The organism is Sulfuritortus calidifontis (assembly GCF_003967275.1).
GTDB lineage: Bacteria > Pseudomonadota > Gammaproteobacteria > Burkholderiales > Thiobacillaceae > Sulfuritortus > Sulfuritortus calidifontis.
Window position 1 is genome coordinate 2085351 of sequence record NZ_AP018721.1, and the last position, 25027, is coordinate 2110377.

Annotated in this window: 19 protein-coding genes, 3 tRNA genes and 3 rRNA genes; 3 read left to right on the forward strand and 22 right to left on the reverse strand. The window is 63.4% G+C overall.

Translation table 11 applies throughout. From position 1 onward, the window contains the following. Positions 1-6: 6 nt before the first annotated feature. The 6 genes from EL388_RS10665 to EL388_RS10690 all read right to left on the reverse strand — a co-directional run bounded on the left by EL388_RS10665 (position 7) and on the right by EL388_RS10690 (position 6879). Positions 7-1155, reverse strand: a complete 1149-nt coding sequence (locus tag EL388_RS10665) for a glycosyltransferase (RefSeq protein WP_172599397.1) — start codon at positions 1153-1155, stop codon at positions 7-9. Continuing rightward, positions 1155-1958 carry a UDP-2,3-diacylglucosamine diphosphatase gene (locus tag EL388_RS10670; protein WP_126463322.1) on the reverse strand — a complete coding sequence of 268 codons (804 nt, stop codon included), beginning with the start codon at positions 1956-1958 and terminating at the stop codon, positions 1155-1157. Before EL388_RS10670 ends, EL388_RS10665 begins: the two co-directional genes overlap by 1 nt. 76 nt (positions 1959-2034) lie before the next feature. Beyond that, positions 2035-3396 carry a phosphoglucosamine mutase gene (glmM, locus tag EL388_RS10675; RefSeq protein WP_126463323.1) on the reverse strand — a complete coding sequence of 454 codons (1362 nt, stop codon included), beginning with the start codon at positions 3394-3396 and terminating at the stop codon, positions 2035-2037. Next, complete coding sequence (gene folP, locus EL388_RS10680; protein WP_126463325.1) at positions 3389-4216, reverse strand: dihydropteroate synthase; 828 nt, start codon at positions 4214-4216, stop codon at positions 3389-3391. Before folP ends, glmM begins: the two co-directional genes overlap by 8 nt. A 78-nt stretch (positions 4217-4294) precedes the next feature. After that, positions 4295-6184, reverse strand: a complete 1890-nt coding sequence (gene ftsH, locus EL388_RS10685; protein WP_126463327.1) for an ATP-dependent zinc metalloprotease FtsH — start codon at positions 6182-6184, stop codon at positions 4295-4297. A 68-nt stretch (positions 6185-6252) separates the two neighbouring features. Then, positions 6253-6879, reverse strand: a complete 627-nt coding sequence (locus EL388_RS10690) for an RlmE family RNA methyltransferase (protein WP_126463329.1) — start codon at positions 6877-6879, stop codon at positions 6253-6255. Here EL388_RS10690 and yhbY point away from each other — a divergent pair. After that, on the forward strand, positions 6878-7204 hold the full coding sequence (gene yhbY, locus EL388_RS10695) for a ribosome assembly RNA-binding protein YhbY (protein WP_232019122.1): 327 nt from the start codon (positions 6878-6880) through the stop codon (positions 7202-7204). The genes EL388_RS10690 and yhbY overlap by 2 nt on opposite strands. Before the next feature lies 1 nt (position 7205). On the opposite strand, the gene EL388_RS10700 is transcribed toward yhbY, so the two are convergent. From EL388_RS10700 to EL388_RS10745, 10 genes are all read right to left on the reverse strand, one after another. Continuing rightward, positions 7206-7658, reverse strand: a complete 453-nt coding sequence (locus EL388_RS10700; protein WP_126463331.1) for a DUF4149 domain-containing protein — start codon at positions 7656-7658, stop codon at positions 7206-7208. Between the two features lie 2 nt (positions 7659-7660). After that, a complete protein-coding gene (gene greA, locus EL388_RS10705) occupies positions 7661-8143 on the reverse strand; it encodes a transcription elongation factor GreA (protein WP_197721781.1) in 483 nt (160 codons plus the stop codon). Positions 8144-8157: 14 nt separating this feature from the next. Then, positions 8158-11364 carry a carbamoyl-phosphate synthase large subunit gene (carB, locus tag EL388_RS10710; protein WP_126463333.1) on the reverse strand — a complete coding sequence of 1069 codons (3207 nt, stop codon included), beginning with the start codon at positions 11362-11364 and terminating at the stop codon, positions 8158-8160. Between the two features lie 2 nt (positions 11365-11366). After that, on the reverse strand, positions 11367-12521 hold the full coding sequence (gene carA / locus EL388_RS10715) for a glutamine-hydrolyzing carbamoyl-phosphate synthase small subunit (RefSeq protein WP_126463335.1): 1155 nt from the start codon (positions 12519-12521) through the stop codon (positions 11367-11369). A 292-nt stretch (positions 12522-12813) separates the two neighbouring features. Further along, positions 12814-12927 (reverse strand): 5S ribosomal RNA (rrf, locus tag EL388_RS10720). A gap of 136 nt (positions 12928-13063) precedes the next feature. Continuing rightward, positions 13064-16362: ribosomal RNA gene (locus EL388_RS10725) — 23S ribosomal RNA — on the reverse strand. A 247-nt stretch (positions 16363-16609) separates the two neighbouring features. After that, a tRNA-Ala gene (locus tag EL388_RS10730) sits at positions 16610-16685 on the reverse strand. 5 nt (positions 16686-16690) lie between these two features. Then, positions 16691-16767 (reverse strand) — tRNA-Ile (locus EL388_RS10735). A gap of 68 nt (positions 16768-16835) precedes the next feature. Beyond that, positions 16836-18367 (reverse strand): 16S ribosomal RNA (locus EL388_RS10740). The 16S, 23S and 5S rRNA genes sit together here with 3 tRNA genes alongside, the layout of an rRNA operon. A 154-nt stretch (positions 18368-18521) precedes the next feature. Then, positions 18522-18598, reverse strand: a tRNA-Met gene (locus EL388_RS10745). Between the two features lie 111 nt (positions 18599-18709). Between EL388_RS10745 and EL388_RS10750 the strand changes: the two genes are divergently transcribed. Further along, positions 18710-19921, forward strand: coding sequence for an iron-containing alcohol dehydrogenase (locus EL388_RS10750; RefSeq protein ID WP_126463337.1), 1212 nt, complete (start codon positions 18710-18712; stop codon positions 19919-19921). On the opposite strand, the gene recX is transcribed toward EL388_RS10750, so the two are convergent. Continuing rightward, entirely contained in the window at positions 19918-20367 is a 450-nt protein-coding gene (gene recX / locus EL388_RS10755; protein ID WP_126463339.1) for a recombination regulator RecX, read from the reverse strand. The genes EL388_RS10750 and recX overlap by 4 nt on opposite strands. Next, positions 20354-21391 carry a recombinase RecA gene (gene recA / locus EL388_RS10760; protein ID WP_126463341.1) on the reverse strand — a complete coding sequence of 346 codons (1038 nt, stop codon included), beginning with the start codon at positions 21389-21391 and terminating at the stop codon, positions 20354-20356. Before recA ends, recX begins: the two co-directional genes overlap by 14 nt. A 200-nt stretch (positions 21392-21591) precedes the next feature. On the opposite strand from recA, the gene EL388_RS10765 reads away from it, so the two are divergent. Next, on the forward strand, positions 21592-22482 hold the full coding sequence (locus tag EL388_RS10765) for a helix-turn-helix transcriptional regulator (RefSeq protein WP_126463343.1): 891 nt from the start codon (positions 21592-21594) through the stop codon (positions 22480-22482). Here the strand turns inward: EL388_RS10765 and pncC are convergent. Genes pncC through nusB form a run of 4 tightly spaced genes read right to left on the reverse strand, consistent with a single transcriptional unit; the run spans position 22479 to position 24872 of the window. Further along, complete coding sequence (gene pncC / locus EL388_RS10770) at positions 22479-22973, reverse strand: nicotinamide-nucleotide amidase (protein ID WP_126463345.1); 495 nt, start codon at positions 22971-22973, stop codon at positions 22479-22481. The two genes, EL388_RS10765 and pncC, sit on opposite strands and share 4 nt — an antisense overlap. Further along, the gene (locus EL388_RS10775; RefSeq protein WP_420856647.1) at positions 22964-23434 is read right to left on the reverse strand and encodes a phosphatidylglycerophosphatase A family protein; all 471 of its coding nucleotides are present in this window, start codon (positions 23432-23434) and stop codon (positions 22964-22966) included. The genes pncC and EL388_RS10775 overlap by 10 nt, the downstream gene beginning before the upstream one ends. A 1-nt stretch (position 23435) precedes the next feature. Continuing rightward, positions 23436-24398: a thiamine-phosphate kinase gene (thiL, locus tag EL388_RS10780; protein WP_126463349.1), complete on the reverse strand. Its 963-nt coding sequence runs from the start codon at positions 24396-24398 to the stop codon at positions 23436-23438. 33 nt (positions 24399-24431) lie between these two features. Next, positions 24432-24872: a transcription antitermination factor NusB gene (gene nusB / locus EL388_RS10785; RefSeq protein ID WP_126463351.1), complete on the reverse strand. Its 441-nt coding sequence runs from the start codon at positions 24870-24872 to the stop codon at positions 24432-24434. Positions 24873-25027 lie beyond the last annotated feature (155 nt).

Here is a 25027-nt window from a genome sequence, read left to right on the forward strand (position 1 = left end):
GCCAGATCAGCCGCGGCCGGCCAAGGCCTGGTAGAGTCCGGCCAGACGTCCGGCCAGCCGGTCGTCGGCCCATTCCCGGGCATAGGCGCGCGCCTCTTCGGCCAGACGACGGCGCAGGCCGGCGTCCTCCAGCAGCGTGAGCATGGCCTGGGCAAAGGCCGTCACATCGTCGTCCGGCGTCAGGCAACCGCGTCCGGGCGCCAGGATATCGCGGGTGCCCATGGCGGCCAGGGCCACCACCGGCAGGCCCATGGCCATGGCCTCGAGCAGCACCAGACCCTGGGTCTCGGTGCGCGAGGCGAAGACGAAGATATCGGCTGCGGCATAGCAGTCGGGCAATTCGCCGGCGCGGTCGAGATAGCCGAGAAAACGCACGTTCCCGCCCAGCCCCATGGTTTCGACCTGCTGACGCAGGCTATCCAGCGCCGGCCCCTCGCCGGTCACCAGCAAGAGGAGTTCGGGCAGGCGTTGACGTGCGATGGCCAGGGCCCCGAGCAGGAAGCCGATGTTCTTCTCATGGGCGACACGGCCGACGAACAGCGCCGTCGGCTGCCAGGGCGGGATGCCGTGACGCTCGCGAAAGCTCGCCCGATCACCCGCCTCGAAGCGCTGCAGCGGGATGCCGGTGGGTAGCACATGGGCCGGCACGGTCACGCCGTAGTCGTAGAGCCGCTCGCGCATGGCGGTCGACGGCACCACCACGCCATCCAGCGCATTGCACTGGCCCCGGGAAAAGCGCCGGGCCAGCGCCTTGAGCCAGGCCGCCGGAAGCATGGGCGCGTAGTGGTGCAAATATTCCTCGAACAGGGTGTGATAGGTGGCGATCACCGGCCGCCCCAGCCGGCGCGCCGCGCCCAACCCGGCATAGTGGGCGAGGAAGGGGGTCTGGACATGGATGAGATCGCAATCGACCGCCTCCTCGCGCACGGCGGCACGCAGCTTGTGCCAGGACACCAGGCGGTCCTCCGGGTCGCGCGGCACCTTCCAGCCGGGGATGCGGCGGATGCCGGCGACTTCGCGCTCATCGCCATATCGCGGCGCCACCAGCCGCACCTCGACGCCGTGCTCGGCCAGGCTGCGACGGAAGGTCTCGATCGACGTCGACACCCCGTTGACCCGGGGGAAATAGACGTCGGACACCATGAGGACGCGCATCAGGCGGCCTGTCTTTCCGACTCGGCGAGGGCGGCCTCGGCCAACGCCGCCGCGGTTTCGATGGCGGCCAGGCCATTCCAGTCGATCAGTTCCAGGCTGCCATCGAGGTGCTCGACGATGGCGGTGCAGGAATCGACCCAGTCGCCGCAATTGACATAGGTCAGGCCGTCGACCTGCTTGATCGCCGCCCAGTGGATATGGCCGCAGATCACGCCGTCCAGCCCCCGGTGGCGCACGTTGCGGATCACCGAGTCCTCGAAGTCCAAGATGAACTGCAGGGCCTTCTTCACCTTGCGCTTGGCGTAACCCGCCAGCGACCAATAGCCCGGCCGGCCCAGTTGCCGACGCAACCAGGATAGCCAGCCGTTCATCCGCACCAGCAGGTTGTAGGCGGCGTCGCCCAGTACCGCCACCCAGCGGTGGTGGCGGGTCACCTGGTCGAATTCGTCACCGTGTATGAGCAGGAAGCGCCGACCGTCGGCCAGTTCGTGGACGTACTCGTTGGCGACCAGGATGTCGCCGAACAGCACGCCGTCGTATTCGCGCAGAGTCTCATCGTGGTTGCCGGGGATGAACACCACCCGCTCGCCATGCCGGGCGCGGCGCAGCAGCTTCTGGATCACCGTGTTCTGCGCCCGGCTCCACTGGATGCCGCGGCTCATGGACCAGAAATCGACGATGTCGCCGATCAGGAACAGGTGTTCGGCCGAGTGTTCGCGCAGGAAGTCGAGCAGGCGGTCGGCCTTGCAGGCCCGGGTGCCGAGGTGGATGTCCGACAGGAAGATGGAGCGCACATGCCGCATGGCCGCATCCTGCCGGGGGAATGTGACAGGGCGATGAAACAAACATCGCCGGGTGCGGTTTAAGCACCCGGCATGGCTAAGCCACTGCGCTTGCCCGTACCACCTCGGCAATCCGCGCCGCCGCCTGCCGCACCTTGGCCGCCTGGCGGCCCTCCACCATCACCCGGATCAGGGGCTCGGTGCCGGAGGGGCGCAGCACCACGCGGCCTTCGTCCTTCAACTCGGCCTCGACCTGGGCCACGGCGTCCCAGACCTCCTTGCGGTCGTCGAGCTTGAAGCCCTTCTTCACCTTGACGTTGATCAGCTCCTGCGGGAAATGCGGGCAGTCCTTGGCGTAGTCGGCCAGGGCCTTGCCCGAGCGGCGCAGGGCGGCGAGCACCTGCAGGGCGGAGACGATGCCGTCGCCGGTGGTGTGCTTGTCCAGGCAGAGCAGATGGCCGGAGGTCTCGCCGCCCAGTTGCCAGCCCTTCTTCTGCAGAAGCTCCAGCACGTAGCGATCGCCGACCTTGGCCCGCTCGAATTCGCAGCCCAGTTTCTTCAACGCCAGTTCTGTGCCGAGATTGGTCATCAGGGTGCCGACCACGCCGCCCTTGAGATTGCCGTTGGCCTGGCGGTGGCTGGCGATGACGTAGAGCAGTCGGTCGCCGTCGGCGATCTCGCCGGAGGCCGAGGCCATCATCAGGCGGTCGCCGTCGCCGTCGAGGGCGATGCCGAGGTCGGCCTTGTGCTCACGCACCGCGTGGCTCAAGGCCTCGGTGTGGGTGGCACCGCAATGGTCGTTGATGTTGAAGCCGTCCGGCTCGTTGCCGATGGCGATCACCTCGGCGCCCAGTTCGTGCAGGACGTGCGGCGCGATGTGATAGCCGGCGCCGTTGGCGCAGTCGACCACGATGCGCAGGCCGCGCAGATCGAGGTCGGTCGGGAAGGTGCTCTTGCAGAATTCGATGTAGCGGCCGGCGGCATCGTCCACCCGCTTCACCTTGCCCACCTCGCGCGGAGCCACGGTCTGCATCGGGCCGTCGATCGCCGCCTCGATGGCGCTCTCGATCGCGTCCGGCAGCTTGGTGCCCTGGGCGGAGAAGAACTTGATGCCGTTGTCCTCGAACGGATTGTGCGAGGCGGAGATGACGATGCCGGCCTGCAGGCGCAGGGCGCGGGTGAGATAGGCGACACCCGGCGTCGGCATCGGGCCGACCAGGCGGACGTCGACCCCGGCGGCGGTCAGCCCCGCCTCCAGGGCCGATTCCAGCATGTAGCCGGAGACCCGGGTGTCCTTGCCGATCAGCACCGCCGGCCGCTCGCCGTGCAGGGCCTCGTGTTCGGCCGCCACCAGCACCTTGCCAGCGGCGTAGCCCAGGCGCATGACGAAGTCCGGCGTGATCGGCGCCTCGCCGACACGGCCGCGGACGCCATCGGTACCAAAGTATTTCCTACCCATTATCGTTTTCCTCTATTGCGGCCCAAACCTTGAGGGCATCGACCGTTTCCTTGACATCGTGTACCCGCACTACCGCGGCGCCGCGCGCCGCCGCCGCCAGGGCCGCGGCCAGGCTGGCGGCCAATCTGTCTTCCACCGGCCGGCCGGTGATCTGACCCAGCATGGATTTGCGCGACAAGCCGGCCAGCACCGGCGCGATGGTGGCCAGCCGCGGCAGGGCGCGCAGTAAGGCGAGATTATGGTCCAAGGTCTTGCCGAAACCGAAACCCGGGTCGATCAGCAGGCGTTCGCGGACAATGCCGGCGGCCTGCACCTCGGCCACCCGCTGTCTGAGGTAAGTGGCCACTTCGGCCACTACGTCTTCATATTGCGGATTGGCCTGCATGGTCCGCGGCTTGCCCTGCATGTGCATGAGACAGAGGCCGACCGGGCTGTTGGCGACGGCGGCCAGGGCACCGGGTTCGCTGAGGGCGCAGACGTCGTTGACCAGATCGGCCCCGGCGGCGATGGCGGCGCGCATGACCTCGGGCTTGGAGGTGTCGACCGAGATGGCGGCCCCCAAATCGCGCAGACCCTCGATCACCGGCAGCACCCGGTCGAGTTCCTCCTGCAGCGACACCGCCTCGGCCCCGGGCCGAGTCGACTCGCCACCGATGTCCAGGATGTGAGCACCCGCTTCAAACAGGCGCAGGCCGTGTTCGACCGCCTGGCCGGCACCGAAATGGCGGCCGCCGTCGGAGAAGGAGTCGGGGGTGACATTGACCACGCCCATGACCCGCGGGCGGGTGAGATCGAACCGGAAGCGGCCGCAGGAAAACATAGCGAGGAGTGAGGCGTGAGGCGTGAGGCGTGAGGCGCGGTTTTCGCCTAACTCCTCACGCCTCACGCCTCACTGGAATCAGGCCTCTTCCGCCGGGGTGGCGGTGGGTGCCGGAGCGCTGGGGGTGTTGCCCGAATTGTTCGAGGTCGGCGGCGTCACCGGCTTGGGCGGGTTCGGCTCGCGGCCGGCCATGATGGCGTCGATCTGCTCGGCGTCGATGGTTTCCCACTTGAGCAGGGCGGCAGTCATGGCCTCGATCTTGTCGCGGTTGTCCTCGATCAGCTTGCGGGCGCGGCCGTACTGCTCGTCGATGATGCGGCGCACCTCGGCATCGACCTTGCGCATGGTCTCTTCCGACACGCTCTTGTGGGTGGTCACCGAGCGACCGAGGAAGACCTCGCCCTCTTCCTCGCCATAGACCATGGGCCCCAGCTCCTCGGACATGCCCCATTGGGTGACCATGCGCCGGGCGAGATCCGTGGCGCGCTGGAAGTCGTTGGAGGCACCGGTGGTCATCTGGTGCATGAACACCTCTTCCGCGATGCGGCCGCCGAACAGCACGGCGATGGTGGAGAGCAGACGCTCCTTGTCCATGCTGTAGCGGTCGGTTTCCGGCAGCTGCATGGTCACGCCCAGGGCGCGGCCGCGCGGGATGATGGTGACCTTGTGCACCGGGTCGGTCTTGGGCAGCAGCTTGGCGACCAGGGCATGGCCCGACTCGTGGTAGGCCGTGTTGCGGCGTTCTTCCTCGGGCATGACCATGGACTTGCGCTCGGCGCCCATGATGATCTTGTCCTTGGCCCGCTCGAAATCCTCCATGTCGACCAGGCGCTTGTTGGCGCGGGCGGCGAACAGGGCGGCCTCGTTGACCAGGTTGGCCAGGTCGGCGCCGGAGAAGCCGGGGGTGCCGCGCGCGATGATGTCGGCCTTGACGTCGGGCGCCACCGGCACCTTGCGCATGTGCACCAGCAGGATCTGCTCGCGGCCGCGGATGTCGGGCAGCGGCACCACTACCTGGCGGTCGAAGCGGCCCGGCCGCATCAAGGCGGGGTCGAGCACGTCGGGCCGGTTGGTCGCGGCGATGACGATGATGCCCGAGTTGGCCTCGAAGCCGTCCATTTCGACCAGCAACTGGTTCAGGGTCTGCTCGCGCTCGTCGTTGCCGCCACCCAGACCGGCGCCGCGCTGGCGCCCGACGGCGTCGATCTCATCGATGAAGATGATGCAGGGCGACTGCTTCTTGGCCTGCTCGAACATGTCGCGCACCCGGGCGGCGCCGACGCCGACGAACATCTCGACGAAGTCGGAGCCGGAGATGCTGAAGAAGGGCACCTTGGCCTCGCCGGCGATCGCCTTGGCCAGCAGGGTCTTGCCGGTGCCGGGCGAGCCGACCATGAGCACGCCGCGCGGGATGCGGCCGCCCAGCTTCTGGAAGCGGGAGGGGTCGCGCAGGAACTCGACCAGTTCGGCCACTTCCTCCTTGGCCTCGTCGCAGCCGGCGACATCGGCGAAGGTGATCTGGTTGCTGTTCTCGTCCAGCATGCGGGCGCGGCTCTTGCCGAAGGAGAAGGCGCCGCCCTTGCCGCCGCCCTGCATCTGGCGCATGAAGAAGACCCAGACGCCGATCAGGAGCAACATGGGGAACCAGGAGATGAAGATGCTCATCAGCATCGACGGCTCTTCCTGCGGCTTGGCCTCGACCACGACGCCGGCCTTGAGCAGATCGGACACCAGCCAAGGGTCGGACGGGGCGTAGGTGTTGAAGCGGGCGCCATCGCTGCGCACGCCGCGCAGGACGTTGCCCTCGATGGTGACCTTGGCTACCTGGCCCTGGCGCACCTCCTCGATGAACTTGGAATAGTCCACCTGGGCCTGGGCCGTCTGGCGGGCACTGAACTGGTTGAACACCGTCATCAGGATCAGGGCGATGACCATCCAGATGGCAATGTTCTTGAAAAGGTTATTCAAAACTGACTCCTTCGTGCTTTAGGCACTGGCAAATTCGATACCGGCAAAACCGTAACTTAGTCCAACTTCTACGCCGCTTCAATGACTTCGCGCCCGAGCAGGTAGACCTCGCGGCTACGCTCCCGCGAAGCCTTGGGCTTGCGGGCCGCGACCGAGCGGAAGCGGGCGCGCATGGCCTTCATGTAGGCCTCGAAACCGGCACCCTGGAAAACTTTGACCAGGAATACCCCTTTCGGTTGCAGCCAGGTGGCCGCGAAATCCAGGGCCAGCTCGGCCAGATAGTAGCTCTTGGCCTGGTCGGCGGCATCGATACCAGTGATATTGGGGGCCATGTCGCAAATCACAAGGTCGACCGGCCGGCCAGCCAGGGCGGCCTCCAGCTGGCGCAGGATGGCCTCCTCGGTGAAATCGCCCTGGATGAAGTCGACCCCGTCGATCGGCGCCACTTCCAGGAGATCCAGGCCGACAATGCGGCCCTGGCCCTTCATCCGCTCGGCCGCGACCTGGCACCAGCCGCCGGGGGCGGCACCGAGGTCGACCACGGTCAGACCGGGCCTGAACAGGCGGTCGCGGTCGTCGATCTCCATCAGTTTGAAGGCGGCGCGGGAACGGTAGCCCTGTGCCTGGGCCTCGCGGACATAGAAATCGTGGACGTGGCGGTGATGCCAGGCCCGGGTCTTGCTGCTACGCTTCATGTACTATTCGCCCTTTTTGGCAGCCATCATCATGCTCGAACTCAATCCCGCCCAGCGCAAGTATCTGAAGGGCCTGGCGCACAATCTCAAACCGGTGGTCATGATCGGCAATGCCGGCCTGACCGAGGCCGTGCTCAAGGAGATCGGCAAGAGCCTGGCTGCGCACGAGCTGATCAAGATTCGGGTGCTGAACGACAACCGGGAAGAACGGGAGGCCTGGCTCCAGGCGATCTGCGAGGCGGTCGGCTGCGCCCCGGTCCAGCATATCGGCAAGCTGCTCCTGGTCTACAAACCGGCCGACAAGCCGCAGATCAAGCTGCCTTGAGCTAGCCCTTGGCCTTGGCCAGCAGGGCCAGGCCGAGCAGGCTCTGAATCAGATAAAGCACGCTGGACACGCCGTGCCAGGCCTGGAAGCGGTCGCGCACCAGGCTTTGCATCACGTCCTGGGGCAGGGCCTGGTCCTTCAGTTGTTCCAGGATGGGCTGGATGCCGAAACGGCCGGCCAGGACGATCAGCAACATGAGCAAGGCGATCCAGAAAAAGCCCTGCTTGAAGGCCGCGCCGCCGAAGCGGTTGAGCCGGAAGATCAGCAGATAGCCGGCGGCGGCCATGCCGAAATAGGCCATCCACTTGAACATCTCGCCGGCCAACTGGCCGGCCAGCATCTTGTCGCCCAAGCTATGGAACAGCACCGGCGCCGCCAGGTAGCCGATGGCCCAGGTGCCGCCGACCCAGAGGGCGAGCAGCCAGTTGGCCAACAAGTCCGGCAGATTCTTCACGATCAGATGTAGTGGACGTCGACGATCTCGTAGTGGCGGATGCCGCCCGGGGCATGGACGTCGGCGACATCGCCGGCGTACTTGCTGATCAGAGCCCGGGCGATGGGCGAACTGACCGAGATCTTGCCGGCCTTGATGTCGGCCTCGTCGTCGCCGACGATCTGGTATTTCACCTCGTCGCCGGTCTCGGCATCGACCAGTTCGACCGTGGCGCCGAACACCACCCGGCCTTCGGCGTCGAGGTGGCGCGGGTCGATGATCTGGGCATTGGCCAGCTTGCCTTCCAGCTCCTTGATCCGGCCCTCGATGAAGCCTTGGCGCTCCTTGGCCGCATCGTACTCGGCGTTTTCCGACAGGTCACCGTGGGAGCGGGCTTCGGCGATGGCGGCGATGACGTTCGGCCGCTCGACCGACTTCAGCCGCTGCAGCTCCTCGCGCAGCAGTTCGGCACCGCGCACAGTCAGGGGAATCTTGTTCAAGGACATGGTGCTCTCCCCAATCAATTCAGCCGCTGATGCAGCGACTGCACAGAGATCACGCTGATCTCGCGCCGGTCCTTCATACCCATGCAGGCGGCACGGCCGCCGGCCAGGGTGGTGAAGTAGGGCACGCCACCGGCCAGGGCGGCGGCACGGATGGAGTGGGAATCCTTCACCGCGCGCTTGTCCTCGACCACGTTGACGATGAAGTCGATCTCGCGGTTCTTGATCATGTCGACCAGGTGCGGCCGGCCCTCGGCCACCTTGTTCACCGGGGTCACCGGCAAGCCGGCCGCGGTGATCGCCGCCGCGGTACCGCGGGTGGCGAACAACTTGAAGCCCAGTTCGTGCAACTCGCGGGCGATCTCGACCACGTGCGGATGCTCCGGGTTGCGCACGGACAGGCAGGCGTTGCCCTTCTTCGGCAGCTTCTCGCCGGCGGCGTATTGCGCCTTGAGATAGGCCTCGCCGAAGGTCTCGGCCACGCCCATCACCTCGCCGGTCGACTTCATCTCGGGCCCGAGCATGGGGTCGACGCCGGGGAATTTGCGGAAGGGGAACACCGCCTCCTTCACCGAGTAATAGGGCGGCACGATCTCGCCGACCACGCCCTGCGACTTGAGCGATTGCCCGGCCATGCAGCGCGCGGCGATCTTGGCCAGCGGCCGGCCGGTGGCCTTGGAGACATAGGGCACGGTACGCGAGGCGCGCGGGTTCACTTCCAGCACATAGATGGTCTCGCCACCCTTGATGGCGAACTGCACGTTCATCAAGCCGACCACGTTGAGGGCTTTGGCCATGGCCACGGTCTGCCGGCGCAACTCGTCCTGCAGGGCCTTGGACAGGCTGTAGGGCGGCAGCGAGCAGGCCGAGTCGCCGGAGTGCACGCCGGCCTGTTCGATGTGTTCCATGATGCCGCCGATCACCACCTCGGTGCCGTCGGACAGGGCATCGACGTCGACCTCGATCGCGTCATTGAGGAAGCGGTCGAGCAGCACCGGCGAGTCGTTGGAGACCTTGACCGCCTCGCGCATGTAACGCTGCAGGTCGGCCTCCTCGCGCACAATCTCCATGGCCCGGCCACCCAGCACATAGGACGGGCGCACGACCAGGGGATAGCCGATCTCCGCCGCATGCCGTATCGCCTCATCCGGCGCCCGCGCGGTACGGTTGGGCGGCTGCAGGAGGTTTAACTCGTGCAGCATCTGCTGGAAGCGCTCGCGGTCCTCGGCGCGGTCGATCGCGTCCGGGCTGGTGCCGATGATGGGCACACCGTTGGCCTCGAGGTCGCGCGCCAGCTTCAAGGGGGTCTGGCCGCCGTACTGAACGATGACGCCGACCGGCTTTTCGATGCGCACGATCTCCAGCACATCCTCCAGGGTGAGCGGCTCGAAGTAGAGCCGGTCGGAGGTATCGTAGTCGGTGGAGACGGTTTCCGGATTGCAGTTGACCATGATGGTCTCGAAGCCGTCTTCGCGCAGGGCGAGCGAGGCGTGCACGCAGCAGTAGTCGAACTCGATACCCTGGCCGATGCGGTTCGGCCCGCCGCCGAGCACCATGATCTTGCGCTTGTCGGTCGGCTGCGATTCGCACTCCTCTTCGTAGCTGGAGTACATGTAGGCGGTGTGCGAGGCGAACTCGGCGGCGCAGGTGTCAACCCGCTTGTAGACCGGATGCACCGCCAGATCCCAGCGCTGCTTGCGCACGGCATGCTGGTCGGTGCCCAGCAGCTTGGCCAGGCGGCGGTCGGAAAAGCCGTTGCGCTTTAATACAAACAATTCGTCCTTGGACAGGCTGGCCAAGGCACGACCCTTGATGGCCTGCTCCTGCCGCACGATGTCCTCGATCTGGGCGAGGAACCAGGGGTCGATCTTGCAGTAGCTGAACACCTCGTCCAGGCTCATGCCGACACGGAAGGCATCGGCCACGTACCACAGCCGCTCGGGGCCGGGGTTGCCCAGCTCGGCCTCGATCTCGTTCTTCTCGGCCGACTTCTCGTCGAAACCGTCGACGCCAGTCTCCAGGCCACGCAGGGCCTTCTGCAGCGATTCCTGGATGGTACGGCCGATGGCCATGACCTCGCCCACCGACTTCATCTGGGTGGTCAGGCGGTCGTTGGCCTGGGGGAATTTCTCGAAGGCGAACCGCGGCACCTTGGTCACCACGTAGTCGATCGAGGGCTCGAACGAGGCCGGGGTGACGCCGCCGGTGATGTCGTTCTTCAGCTCGTCCAGCGTATAGCCGACCGCCAGCTTGGCCGCGACCTTGGCGATGGGGAAGCCGGTCGCCTTGGACGCCAGGGCAGAGGAGCGCGACACCCGCGGGTTCATCTCGATCACGATCATGCGGCCGTCTTTCGGGTTGATCGCGAACTGTACGTTGGAACCGCCGGTATCGACGCCGATCTCGCGCAGTACCGCGATGGAAGCGTTGCGCATGATCTGGTATTCGCGGTCGGTCAGGGTCTGGGCCGGGGCGACGGTGATCGAATCGCCGGTGTGCACGCCCATGGGGTCGAGGTTCTCGATCGAGCAGACGATGATGCAGTTGTCCGCCTTATCGCGCACCACTTCCATCTCATACTCTTTCCAGCCGATCAGCGATTCCTCGATCAGGAGTTCACGAGTGGGCGAGGCCTCGAGGCCGCGCTCGCAGATGGCGGTGAATTCCTCCATGTTGTAGGCGATGCCGCCACCGGTACCGCCCATGGTGAAGGACGGCCGGATGATGACCGGGAAGCCGATGCCGGCCTGCACCTGCATGGCCTCTTCCATGGAGTGGGCGATGCCGGAGCGGGCGGAGCCGAGGCCGATCTTGGTCATCGCCTCCTTGAACAGCTGGCGGTCTTCGGCCTTGTCGATGGCGTCGCGGTCGGCGCCGATCATCTCGACGCCGTGCTTCTCCAGGACGCCGTGCTTGGCCAGATCGAGCGCGCAGTTCAGCGCGGTCTGGCCGCCCATGGTCGGCAGCAGGGCATCCGGCTTTTCCTTCTCGATGATCTTTTCCACCGTCTGCCAGTTGATCGGCTCGATGTAGGTGGCATCGGCCATGCCCGGATCGGTCATGATGGTGGCCGGGTTGGAATTGACCAGGATCACCCGGTAACCCTCTTCCTTCAGCGCCTTGCAGGCCTGGGCGCCGGAATAGTCGAACTCGCAGGCCTGGCCGATGATGATCGGGCCGGCGCCAATGATCAGGATGCTTTCGATGTCTGTGCGCCTAGGCATTTTTATTTATCCAACGGGGCATGTTGTGCCTTGTGGTCTTGCATGAGCTTGATGAAGCGGTCGAACAGGTAGGCCACGTCGTGCGGGCCGGGGCTTGCCTCGGGGTGGCCCTGGAAGCTGAAGGCCGGCACGTCGGTGCGGGCGATGCCCTGCAGCGAACCGTCGAACAAGGAGACGTGGGTGGCGCGCAGGTTGGCCGGCAGGGTTGCCGCATCGACGGCAAAACCGTGGTTCTGGCTGGTGATCATCACCCGCTTGCTGTCCAGGTCCTGCACCGGATGGTTGGCGCCGTGGTGGCCGAATTTCATCTTCACCGTGCGGGCGCCGCTGGCCAAGGCAAGCAGCTGATGCCCCAGGCAGATGCCGAAGGTCGGCACCTTGGCGGCCAGGATTTCCTGGATCGCATTAATCGCGTAAGCGCAGGGCTCCGGATCGCCCGGGCCGTTGGACAGCAGGACGCCATCCGGTCTCAGGGCCAGCACGTCCTTGGCCGGCGTCTGCGCCGGCACCACGGTCAGCTTGCAGCCGCGCTCGGCCGCCATGCGCAGGATGTTGCGCTTGACCCCGAAATCGTAGGCCACCACATGGAAGGGGGTCTCGGCCGGCTTGGCAAAGCCCTTGCCGAGTGACCACTCGCCCTCTTCCCACGCCTGCTTGGCCTGGCAGGTCACCACCTTGGCCAGGTCCATGCCGGCCAGGCCCGGGAAGGCACGGGCCTGCTTCAAGGCTTCAGCCTCGTCGATCTTGCCGGCCATGATGCAGCCGTTCTGGGCGCCCTTTTCCCGCAGCAGGCGGGTCAGCCTGCGGGTATCGAGGCCGGCGATGGCGACCACATTTTTCGATTTCAGGTAGTCCGGCAGCGTCTGCTGCAGGCGGAAATTGCTTGCCCTCAAGGGCAGGTCACGGATCACCAGGCCGGAGGCATGGATCTGACCCGATTCCTCGTCCTCGGGGTTGGCACCGGTATTGCCGATGTGGGGATAGGTCAGGGTGACGATCTGCCGGCAATAAGAGGGGTCGGTCAGGATTTCCTGGTAGCCGGTGATCGAGGTATTGAAAACGACTTCGCCAATGCCGATGCCCTCAGCACCGATCGAATAGCCGCGAAAAACGGTGCCGTCTGCGAGAGCGAGGATGGCAGGCAAGAACGTCGACAAGGTCACTCCTGGGCTAGATGTGAAAAACGGGGCGGCTTTCGCCACCCCGCTAGATTGGATTCACAGCCACTCGAATTATACGGGGCCAAGCCGGCCTGCTCAACGGTACATCTGGCAGGGGCTTCTACAAATAAAAAGCCCCCCAGGGATTTCCTGGGGGGCTTTTGTTGTAGGAGTCTGACGATGACCTACTTTAGCTGCGGCATAACCTGCCATGCAGGTTAGCCTTCGCTGAAGTAGGGACTACGCCCTACCGGGTATCCGGCGCTGCCGAATATCCCTTCGAATAAGAGTCTGACGATGACCTACTTTCACACGGGCAATCCGCACTATCATCGGCGCTGAAGCGTTTCACGGTCCTGTTCGGGATGGGAAGGCGTGGGACCACTTCGCTATGGTCGTCAGACATAACTGAGATCGGCCGCGTTGTGCGACCGACGCGATCCGGTATGTCTGTTGTTAACAGTTGGGAAGAAGGTTGGGTTGGGTTTGATGCGTTCAGAACACGCTGCCCTTTAATGGCACTGGCCACTCAAGGTTATAGGGTCAAGCCGCACGGGCAATTAGTATCGGTTAGCTTAACGCATTACTGCGCTTCCACACCCGACCTATCAACGTCGTAGTCTTCGACGACCCTTTAGGGGGATCAAGTCCCCGGGAGATCTTATCTTCAGGCAAGTTTCCCGCTTAGATGCTTTCAGCGGTTATCTCTTCCGCACTTAGCTACCCGGCGATACGACTGGCGTCATAACCGGTACACCAGCGGTGCGTCCACTCCGGTCCTCTCGTACTAGGAGCAGCCCCCGTCAAATCTCCAGCGCCCACGGCAGATAGGGACCAAACTGTCTCACGACGTTTTAAACCCAGCTCACGTACCTCTTTAAATGGCGAACAGCCATACCCTTGGGACCGGCTACAGCCCCAGGATGAGATGAGCCGACATCGAGGTGCCAAACTCCGCCGTCGATGTGAACTCTTGGGCGGAATCAGCCTGTTATCCCCAGAGTACCTTTTATCCGTTGAGCGATGGCCCTTCCATACAGAACCACCGGATCACTAGGACCTGCTTTCGCACCTGCTCGACTTGTCGGTCTCGCAGTTAAGCTCTCTTATGCCCTTGCACTATCAACACGATTTCCGACCGTGTCTAGAGAACCTTCGTACTCCTCCGTTACACTTTGGGAGGAGACCGCCCCAGTCAAACTGCCTACCATGCACTGTCCCCCGCCCGGATCACGGGCGCAGGTTAGAACCTCAACGACACCAGGGTGGTATTTCAAGGTTGGCTCCACGATGACTGGCGTCACCGCTTCACAGCCTCCCACCTATCCTACACAAGTCCCGTCAAAGTCCAATGCAAAGCTACAGTAAAGGTTCATGGGGTCTTTCCGTCTAGCCGCGGGGAGATTGCATCTTCACAAACACTTCAATTTCGCTGAGTCTCAGGAGGAGACAGTGTGGCCATCGTTACGCCATTCGTGCGGGTCGGAACTTACCCGACAAGGAATTTCGCTACCTTAGGACCGTTATAGTTACGGCCGCCGTTTACCGGGGCTTCGATCAAGAGCTTGCACCCCATCACTTAACCTTCCGGCACCGGGCAGGCGTCACACCCTATACGTCCTCTTTCGAGTTTGCAGAGTGCTGTGTTTTTATTAAACAGTCGCAGCCACCTTTTCACTGCAACCCCTTCGAGCTCCAGCCGCAAGGGCCTTCACCCTACCAGGGCACACCTTCTCCCGAAGTTACGGTGTCAATTTGCCGAGTTCCTTCTCCTGAGTTCTCTCAAGCGCCTTAGGATTCTCACCCTGCCCACCTGTGTCGGTTTGCGGTACGGTCTTCGTTAACCTGAAGCTTAGAGGCTTTTCCTGGAAGCAGGGCATCAATCACTTCGCAGCTCAAGGCCGCTCGTCGTCACGCCTCAGCTAAGCCGCACGGATTTGCCTATGCAGCACGCCTACACGCTTGAACCGGGACATCCAACACCCGGCTGACCTAGCCTTCTCCGTCCCCCCATCGCAGTTAACGAAGGTACAGGAATATTGACCTGTTTCCCATCAGCTACGCATCTCTGCCTCGCCTTAGGGGCCGACTCACCCTACGCCGATGAACGTTGCGTAGGAAACCTTGGGCTTCCGGCGAACGGGCTTTTCACCCGTTTTATCGCTACTCATGTCAGCATTCGCACTTCTGATACCTCCAGCATCCCTCACAGGACACCTTCACAGGCCTACAGAACGCTCCTCTACCACTCAGGAATCAGAGGTCAGGGATCAGGGATCAGATCAGGCCACGCCGCGCGCGAGACCCTGCAGCATCTTCGCCACCTCTTCGTACTCGTCGCGTAGACACTGCCAATCAATCTGATCTAGATATCCCAGGTCCAGACAGTATCGCAGCCAAACTCGCATTTCGTCGGCCGACCCGATACCCATCTTGATGAACCTCTTGAATTCAGTTTTCGACAGACTTTGCTTACCAAAGCCCTCCGCCAGATTGGCACAGATCGACTTGCTGGCCCGACGCATCTGCTCGGCCAGCCCAAACTGCTCAACCTGCGGCATCGCCAGACTGATTTGGTGAATCTCCAACGAAACCTTGTAGGCCCGCTTGAATACCTCCAAATCTTCAAACCGATGCACCGCCATTCTGATACCTAATTCCTGAACTCTGATTCCTGAATCCCAAGCTTCGGTTATGTGCTTAGCCCCGTTACATCTTCCGCGCAGGACGACTCGACCAGTGAGCTATTACGCTTTCTTTAAAGGATGGCTGCTTCTAAGCCAACTTCCTGGCTGTCTTAGCCTTCCCACTTCGTTTACCACTTAGCACATCATTTGGGACCTTAGCTGTGGGTCTGGGTTGTTTCCCTCTCGACACCGGACGTTAGCACCCGATGTCTGTCTCCCGTAAAACGACTCTCCGGTATTCGGAGTTTGCTATCGCGGGGTAGATCTAAGTGACCCCCCCAACGATTACAGTGCTCTACCCCCGGAGGCCTATTACGAGGCACTACCTAAATAGTTTTCGAGGAGAACCAGCTATTTCCGGATTTGTTTAGCCTTTCACCCCTATCCACAGCTCATCCCCTAGTTTTGCAACACTAGTGGGTTCGGTCCTCCAGTGCGTGTTACCGCACCTTCAACCTGGCCATGGATAGATCATCCGGTTTCGGGTCTACGCCCAGCTACTGAACGCCCTGTTCAGACTCGCTTTCGCTACGCCTCCCCTATTCGGTTAAGCTCGCAACTGAACGTAAGTCGCTGACCCATTATACAAAAGGTACGCAGTCACCCCACAAGGAGGCTCCCACTGTTTGTATGCATGCGGTTTCAGGATCTATTTCACTCCCCTCCCGGGGTTCTTTTCGCCTTTCCCTCACGGTACTGGTTCACTATCGGTCGATCACGAGTATTTAGCCTTGGAGGATGGTCCCCCCATCTTCAGACAGGATTACACGTGTCCCGCCCTACTTGTCGCACACCTAGACCCGCCAATCTCTTTTCACATACGGGGCTATCACCCACTATGGCCGGACTTTCCAGACCGTTCTGCTGAGAGACTGGTTTAGTTGTGCAGGCTCGTCCCATTTCGCTCGCCACTACTTTGGGAATCTCGGTTGATTTCTGTTCCTCGAGCTACTGAGATGTTTCAGTTCACTCGGTTCGCTCCACATGACCTATGTATTCAGTCAAGGGTACCCTCGCGGGTGGGTTTCCCCATTCGGACATCGCGGGATCAAAGCTCGTTTGCCAGCTCCCCCGCGCTTTTCGCAGGCTACCACGTCCTTCATCGCCTGTGATCGCCAAGGCATCCACCACATGCACTTAGTCACTTGACCCTATAACCTTGAGCTCTCTTCCGAGATCAAAGGCTACAGGTTTCGTGTCTGCCAGCCTTATCTCCGACTAAAAAGATAAGGCCCAATGCAATCAAACCCAAAGTTCAACTCACACCTCATCAATGTGAATCAAACTACCTTCTTCCAAATTGTTAAAGAACAACAGCCTCTCACTCCGTAAGGAGTGAGGAGTGAGGAGTAAGGCAAAACACCCTTCTCTTCACTCCTAACGCCTCACCACCAAACCTGGTGGAGGTGAACGGGATCGAACCGATGACCCCCTGCTTGCAAAGCAGGTGCTCTCCCAGCTGAGCTACACCCCCGAATCTGGTGGGCCTGGCTGGATTTGAACCAGCGACCCCACGCTTATCAAGCGTGTGCTCTGACCAACTGAGCTACAAGCCCATCGCGTCCGCGTGTTGTTACGGAACAGCCTTGCGAAGTGTGGACACTGAGTCCAGAGCACGCTCTAGAAAGGAGGTGATCCAGCCGCAGGTTCCCCTACGGCTACCTTGTTACGACTTCACCCCAGTCATGAATCACTCCGTGGTAAGCGCCCCCCTCGCGGTTAGGCTACCTACTTCTGGAGCAACCCACTCCCATGGTGTGACGGGCGGTGTGTACAAGGCCCGGGAACGTATTCACCGCGGCATGCTGATCCGCGATTACTAGCGATTCCGACTTCATGCTCTCGAGTTGCAGAGAACAATCCGGACTACGATCGGTTTTCTGGGATTGGCTCCCCCTCGCGGGTTGGCAACCCTCTGTACCGACCATTGTATGACGTGTGAAGCCCTACCCATAAGGGCCATGAGGACTTGACGTCATCCCCACCTTCCTCCGGTTTGTCACCGGCAGTCCCATTAGAGTGCCCTTTCGTAGCAACTAATGGCAAGGGTTGCGCTCGTTGCGGGACTTAACCCAACATCTCACGACACGAGCTGACGACAGCCATGCAGCACCTGTGTGCAGGTTCCCTTTCGGGCACCAAGCCATCTCTGGCAAGTTCCTGCCATGTCAAGGGTAGGTAAGGTTCTTCGCGTTGCATCGAATTAATCCACATCATCCACCGCTTGTGCGGGCCCCCGTCAATTCCTTTGAGTTTCAACCTTGCGGCCGTACTCCCCAGGCGGTCAACTTCACGCGTTAGCTTCGCTACTAAGAGATTGCTCCCCCAACAGCCAGTTGACATCGTTTAGGGCGTGGACTACCAGGGTATCTAATCCTGTTTGCTCCCCACGCTTTCGTGCATGAGCGTCAGTGTCGGCCCAGGGGGCTGCCTTCGCCATCGGTGTTCCTCCTGATCTCTACGCATTTCACTGCTACACCAGGAATTCCACCCCCCTCTGCCGCACTCTAGTCTTCCAGTTCCAAATGCCATTCCCAGGTTAAGCCCGGGGATTTCACATCTGGCTTAAAAAACCGCCTGCGCACGCTTTACGCCCAGTAATTCCGATTAACGCTCGCACCCTACGTATTACCGCGGCTGCTGGCACGTAGTTAGCCGGTGCTTCTTCTTACGGTACCGTCATCCACCGCCTATGTTAGAGGCGATGATTTCTTTCCGTCCGAAAGGGCTTTACAACCCGAAGGCCTTCTTCACCCACGCGGCATGGCTGGATCAGGGTTTCCCCCATTGTCCAAAATTCCCCACTGCTGCCTCCCGTAGGAGTCTGGGCCGTGTCTCAGTCCCAGTGTGGCGGATCATCCTCTCAGACCCGCTACGGATCGTCGCCTTGGTAGGCTCTTACCCCACCAACTAGCTAATCCGACATCGGCCGCTCGCATAGCGCGAGGTCTTGCGACCCCCGCTTTCTCCCTCAGGACGTATGCGGTATTAGCGTAACTTTCGCTACGTTATCCCCCACTACGCGGTACGTTCCGATGCTTTACTCACCCGTTCGCCACTCGCCACCAGGAGCAAGCTCCCGTGCTGCCGTTCGACTTGCATGTGTAAGGCATGCCGCCAGCGTTCAATCTGAGCCAGGATCAAACTCTTCAGTTCAATCTCTTTACTTACCGCTCAACTCATCAGAATCAAACTGACAATTCGAGCATCAGGTCTTACTTGTTAGCTTCCAGTCCCAAAAAGGAACCTTCCGCTCCAAACCCAATGCCCACACTTCTTAAGGCTGTTTCTACTTGTTAAAGATCAGTTTTGGTTGCGGGGACAGGATTTGAACCTGTGACCTTCGGGTTATGAGCCCGACGAGCTGCCAGACTGCTCCACCCCGCGTCCGAGAGAAGCGAGATTATGAAGATTGACCCCAACCCTGTCAACACCCTTTTAGCAATCTTCTGCAAACTTTTGCATACCCGTTTTGCTCGTCCGACCCAGCACGCTAGCATGCGCCTCTCACAACAAGGAGTTACCGTGGATTTCGCCTTCAGCATCGCCCGCCTGCCGCGCATCGAGTTCGGCCCCGGCACACTCAAGAAGACCGCCGGCATCGCCACCGGTTTCGGCAAACACATCCTGATCGTCACCGGCGCCCGTTCCTTCCTGGATAGCCCGCACTGGGCCGATCTGCAAGCCGAGCTCCGGAAGATGGGCGCCCGCTGGCAACTGCTGCAGGTTGGTGGCGAACCCTCGCCGGAGCTGGTCGACCAGGCCGTGCAGCAATACAAAGCACAAGACATCGACGTCGTACTCGGCATCGGTGGCGGCAGCGCCCTGGATGCGGCCAAGGCCATCGCCGGCCTGCTGCGGCCGGGCAACTCGGTGCTCGACCATCTGGAGGGCGTCGGCCCGGAACTGCCCTATCGCGGCCCCGGCACGCCCTTTATCGCCGTGCCGACCACCGCCGGCACCGGCTCGGAGGCGACCAAGAACGCCGTGCTCAGCACCCGCGGCAGCCACGGCTTCAAGAAGTCCTTCCGCGACGACAAGCTGGTGGCCGAATACGCCATCGTTGACCCCGACCTGCTCGCCAGCTGCCCGCCAGCTATTTTGGCAGCCAACGGCATGGATGCCTTCACCCAGCTCCTGGAATCCTATGTTTCGAGCAGAGCCAACCCCTTCACCGATGCCCTCGCCTTGAGCGGGCTGGAAGCCGCGCGCGACAGTCTGCTGCCCTGGTACGAGGGCACCGCCGATGCCGGCGCCTGCCGCAGCCGCATGGCCTATGCGGCACTGCTGTCGGGCATCACCCTGGCCCAGGTCGGCCTCGGCTCGGTACACGGCCTGGCCTCGCCGCTCGGCGCCTTCTTCCCCATCCCGCACGGCGCGGTCTGTGGCACCCTGGTCGCAGCCGCCACCCGGGTCAACATTGAAGCGATGCGGGCACGCGAACCGGGCAATATCGCGCTGAAGAAATACGCCGACATCGGCCGCCTGCTGAGCCGGCAAACGCTTGCCGACGATGCGGCCATTACCGCGCTAATCGAGACCCTGGAAGATTGGACACGGCGACTGCAGCTGCCGCGACTGTCGGCCTACGGCATCAACCCAGGCGACTTCGAGCGGATTGCCGCCAACAGCCGCGGCAGCAGCATGAAGACCAACCCAATCGCGCTGACCGACGGGGAAATCAGCCGGATTCTGGCGGAACGGATCTAATCCTCATCACCGCCGACCACGCGGCGCACCACCTCATTCGGAAAACCGCGGCCGAGCAGGAAACGGTATTGGCGCGCCTGCTCGTTGGCGTCGCTCGGCGGGGCGCCAAACTTCTTGGCCCAGGCCACACGCGCAGCCGCGAGATCGCCCTCGCGCGCCTCGGCCACAGCATCGGCGATCAAGCCCTCGCCAACCCCCTTTTCCCGTAGCTCATGGGCCAGACGCCGGCTGCCGTATTTGCCCGCGCGCGCATGCGCCAGGGATTCGGCATAACGGGCATCCGACAGTTGCTTGCGCTGCTCGAGGTCGTCGAGCAGCGCCGCGATCTCGTCGGCCTCGCCGTGCGGCGCCAGCTTGCGCGCCAGCTCGGCCCGGCTGTGTTCGCGCCGGGCCAGCAGATTGAGCGCCCGCTCGCGCAGGCCGAGCGCGCGATTACTCTTCGCCAACGCTCTCGGCACCCGGCATCTTCACGCCCAGGTTCTCGCGGATCTGGGCCTCGATCTCCTCGGCCACTTCCGGGTGCTCCTTCAGGTATTCGCGCGCGTTGTCCTTGCCCTGGCCGATCTTCTCGCCCTGATAGGAGTACCAGGCACCGGCCTTGTCGATCAGCTTCTGCGCCACGCCCAGCTCGATGATCTCGCCCTCGCGGGAGATGCCTTCGCCGTAGAGGATGTCGAAGATCGCCTCCTTGAACGGGGGCGAGACCTTGTTCTTCACCACCTTCACCCGGGTTTCGGAACCGACCACCTCTTCGCCCTTCTTGATCGCGCCGATGCGGCGGATGTCCAGGCGCACCGAGGAATAGAACTTGAGCGCGTTGCCGCCGGTGGTGGTCTCGGGGTTGCCGAACATGACGCCGATCTTCATGCGGATCTGGTTGATGAAGATGACCAGGGTATTGGTCCGCTTGATGTTGGCGGTGAGCTTGCGCAGGGCCTGACTCATCAGGCGGGCATGGAGGCCGACGTGGGAGTCGCCCATCTCGCCCTCGATCTCGGCCTTGGGCGTCAGCGCCGCCACCGAGTCGATGACGATGACGTCGACGCCGCCGGAGCGCACCAGCATGTCGGCGATCTCCAGCGCCTGCTCGCCGGTATCGGGCTGGGAGATCAGCAGCTCGGAGACGTTGACGCCCAGCTTCTGGGCGTAGCTCGGGTCGAGCGCGTGCTCGGCGTCGATGAAGGCGGCGGTGCCGCCCTGTTTCTGCATCTCGGCCACCACCTGCAGGGTCAGCGTGGTCTTGCCCGAGGATTCCGGGCCGTAGATCTCGACGATCCGGCCGCGCGGCAGGCCGCCGACGCCGAGCGCCACGTCCAGGCCCAGCGAGCCGGTGGAGACCACCTGCAGGTCTTCCATCACCGAGCCGTCGCCCATGCGCATGACCGAGCCCTTGCCGAACTGTTTCTCGATCTGGCCGAGCGCGGCGCTCAGGGCCTTCATCTTGTCTTCTGCGGATACGGTGGCTGCCATGATCTGTCTCCTTGAGTGTGAGGTTGCGTCGTAGGTCGGCCGCCTTGCGGCGCTGCCATGGAGCGAAATTTAGGCGATACATTTACCAATGTCAATATTTTTTATCACCTACGTAGTTTTTATTACATGATAGTTTGTATCTGGGTGTCGCCCGATAGCCCTATAATCGACCCGGCCACCCGCCATATCTGGAGTAAGTCATGATTTCCAAAGAGAAAATGCGCCTGGACGTGAAATGGGCGACGCAGCAGCGGCTGCAATATATCGAGATCATGGCCTTCTACACCGGGGTGGTCAGCCGCAGCGACGTCGCCCGCGCCTTCGGCATCTCCGACCCGGCCGCGACCAAGGACCTCAAGCTCTACGGCGACCTGGCGCCGGGCAACCTCAGCTACAACCACAACGTCTTCGGCTTCGTGCCGACCGAACACTTCAGCGCCGCCTTCGCCGACCTGAGCCCCGCCGCCGTGCTGCCGGTCATCGCCGCCAACCTCGCGGTGGCCGGCGGGCCTTACGGCGCAACCTCGATCTACGGCCTGCCCACCGCCAGTCTGCCCCTGCCCGCCCGGCTGCCCGGCCCGCAGGTGCTGGCCCAGATCACCCGCGCCATCCACGGCCGCAGGAAGCTGCGGGCACAGTACCGCTCGCTGTCCGACCGCGACAGCCAAAACCTGCGCAACATCGAGCCGCACAGCCTGGTCGACACCGGCCTGCGCTGGCATGTCCGCGCCTATAGCGAGGACACCGGCGACTTCCGCGACTTCGTGCTGTCACGCTTCAGCCAAGCCCAGTGCCTGGACGAGGCGGCGGAATCGAGCCTGGAATACGACGAGGACTGGGTGGAGAGGGTGACGCTGGAGCTGGGACCGCACAGCGGCCTCGACGCCCAGAAACGGGAAAGCCTGCTCCTGGATTACGGTGCGGACGGCGAGGTCATCGCGATCACGGTCCGCCGCGCCCTGATCGGCTATATCCTGCAGCGCCTCGGGGTCGACACCACAAAGGACCACTCGCTCAATCCCAACGCCTACCAGCTGATGCTGCTCAACCGCGACGAGATCGAGCCGTTCGCCGCCTGGGCCTTCCGCTAATTTGACTGCAGCAGGGACAAGCCCCCCTGCAGCGCAGCCAGCACTGACTGACGGCGCACGGCGGTGCGATCGCCGTCGAAGTGAAACCGCTGTGCCCGCTGCACACCATCGCGCAGCCCCCAGGCGATCCAGACCGTGCCCACGGGTTTTTCCGCGCTGCCGCCGGTCGGCCCGGCAATGCCGCTGATCGCCAGGGCGAGGTCGGCGCGGCTGCGGGCCAGGGCGCCGGCGACCATCTCGCGCACCACTGCCTCGCTCACCGCGCCGTGTCGGGCCAGGCTGTCGGCGCGCACAGCCAGCATGTCCTGCTTGGCCTCGTTGCTGTAGGTAACGAAGCCACGGTCGAACCAATTGGAACTGCCCGCGATCGCGGTGACCGCCTGGGCCACCCAGCCGCCGGTGCAAGACTCGGCCGTGGCCAGGCGCCAGCCGCGCGCCAGCAGGGCCTCGCCCAATTGCATCGACAAGGTGTCCAGTTCGTTCACAGCCATGGCGCAATCCCCATGAGACACAGAATGGCATAGCCGGCCGCCAGCAGGTCGTCCAGCATCACCCCCAGGCCGCCCGGCACCTGGCGGTCGAACCAGCGGATCGGGAACGGCTTCCAGATATCGAACAGGCGAAACAGCGCAAAGGCCAGAACAAAGCCGACGAGTGTCTGAGGCGCGAACGGCAGCACCAGGAGAAAGGCCGCGATCTCGTCCCAGACGATGCCGCCATGGTCGTGCACGCCCAGGGCGCGCCCGGCCACATCGCAGGCCCAGATGCCGATCAGTAGCGCCAGCGCCACGGCCAGCCAATACCAGCCGCCGAGCGGGGCCAGCAGAAAATAGAGCGGCAGCGCGACCAGGGTGCCGGCGGTGCCCGGCGCCTTCGGCGCGAGGCCACTGCCCAAACCAAAAGCCAGAAAGTGGGCCGGATGAGCACGGACGAAACGCCAGTCGGCCTGCACCTCAGCGCCTCGCGAAGTGGTCGAAGCCGGTCTCATGCAGCGGCATGGGCCGACCCTCGGCGTCGAGCAGTTTCAGCCCGGCCTCGGCGGTGATGTGGCCGATGCAGGCGACCGGCACGCCGGCCGCTGCCGCAGCGGCGCGGATCGCCGCCGCACGATCGGCCGGGGCGGTGAAGCACAGCTCGTAGTCGTCGCCGCCGGCCAGGGCCGCACGCAGGGCCTGCGACTCGCCCAGGCGGCTGGCGACTGGGGCAGCCAGCGGCAGCTCGGCCAGCCGAATCTCCGCGCCCAGATTTGAGCGTTCCAGGATGTGACCGAGGTCGGCCAGCAGGCCATCGGAGATGTCGATGCAGGCATGAGCAAGACCGAGCAGCCGGCGACCGAGGGCGATGCGCGGCTGCGGCCGGCGCAGGCGGGCCAGACAGGCCGCGGCCTCGACCGGCGGCAAAGACCGCTCGCCCAGAAGGTGCTGCAGACCCAGCGCCGCACCGCCCAGTTCGCCCGAGACCCAGATCGCATCGCCCGCCTGCGCCGCATCGCGGCGCAAGGCCCGGCCGGCCTCGACCTCGCCCAGGATGGTGACGGAAAGATTGAGCGGCCCGCGCGTGGTGTCGCCGCCGATCAGGTCGACGCCATGCTCGGCGGCCAGCGCGAGAAACCCGCGGCTGAACGGCGCCAGCCAGGCCTCGTCGGCCTGCGGCAGGGCGAGCGAGAGCAGGGCCCAGCGCGGTTGGGCACCCATGGCGGCGAGGTCCGACAGGTTCACCGCCAGGGCCTTGTGGCCCAGATCAAAGGGATCGGCGTCAGGCAGGAAATGGGTACCGGCCACCAGCATGTCGGCCGAGATGGCCAGCTCCATGCCGGGGGTCGGCGCGATCAGTGCGGCATCGTCGCCGACCCCCAGCCGCGCCGAGGGACTGGCACGGGTGAAGAACTTGGCGATGAGTTCGAATTCGGAAGACATGGTGGGTGAGGGACGCAGGCGCGGCCCGCCGCTTCACCTGCCCGCGGCCTCGACTTCCACCGAGCGGACCGACTTGGCCAGCTTGTCGAGCACGCCGTTGACGAACTTGTGGCCGTCGGTGCCGCCGTAGCGCTTGGCCAGCTCGACCGATTCGTTGATCGCCACCTTGTAGGGTACGTCCAGGCTGTGGCTGAGTTCGTAGGCGCCGATCAGCAGCACGCCGTGCTCGATCGGCGACAGCTCCTCGACCTTGCGATCGAGGCAGGGCGCCAGGGCCGCATCCAGCGCCGCCGACTCTTTCAAGATGCCGTCGAGCAGGCCCTTGAGAAAGGTCGTGTTGGCCTGAGCGTACTCCTCGGCCTCCTCGGCCTGCACCAGCAGCCTGGCGTAATCGTCGCCGGTCAGCTGCCACTGGTACAGCGCGCGCAGGACCAGTTCCCGGGCGATGCGGCGGTTGCCTCGCGTCTGAGCCATAAGAGCCTATTTCACCATGAAACGAATGTGCGCCGGCCGTGCATTGCGCGCAGGACTAGGCAAGAGCCGCGCGGTTTGGTCATTCCAAACAAGCGGCGAGCAACAACGCCATGCGCGCAATGCACGGCCGGCCCGAAGGGTTTGGCCACAAAACG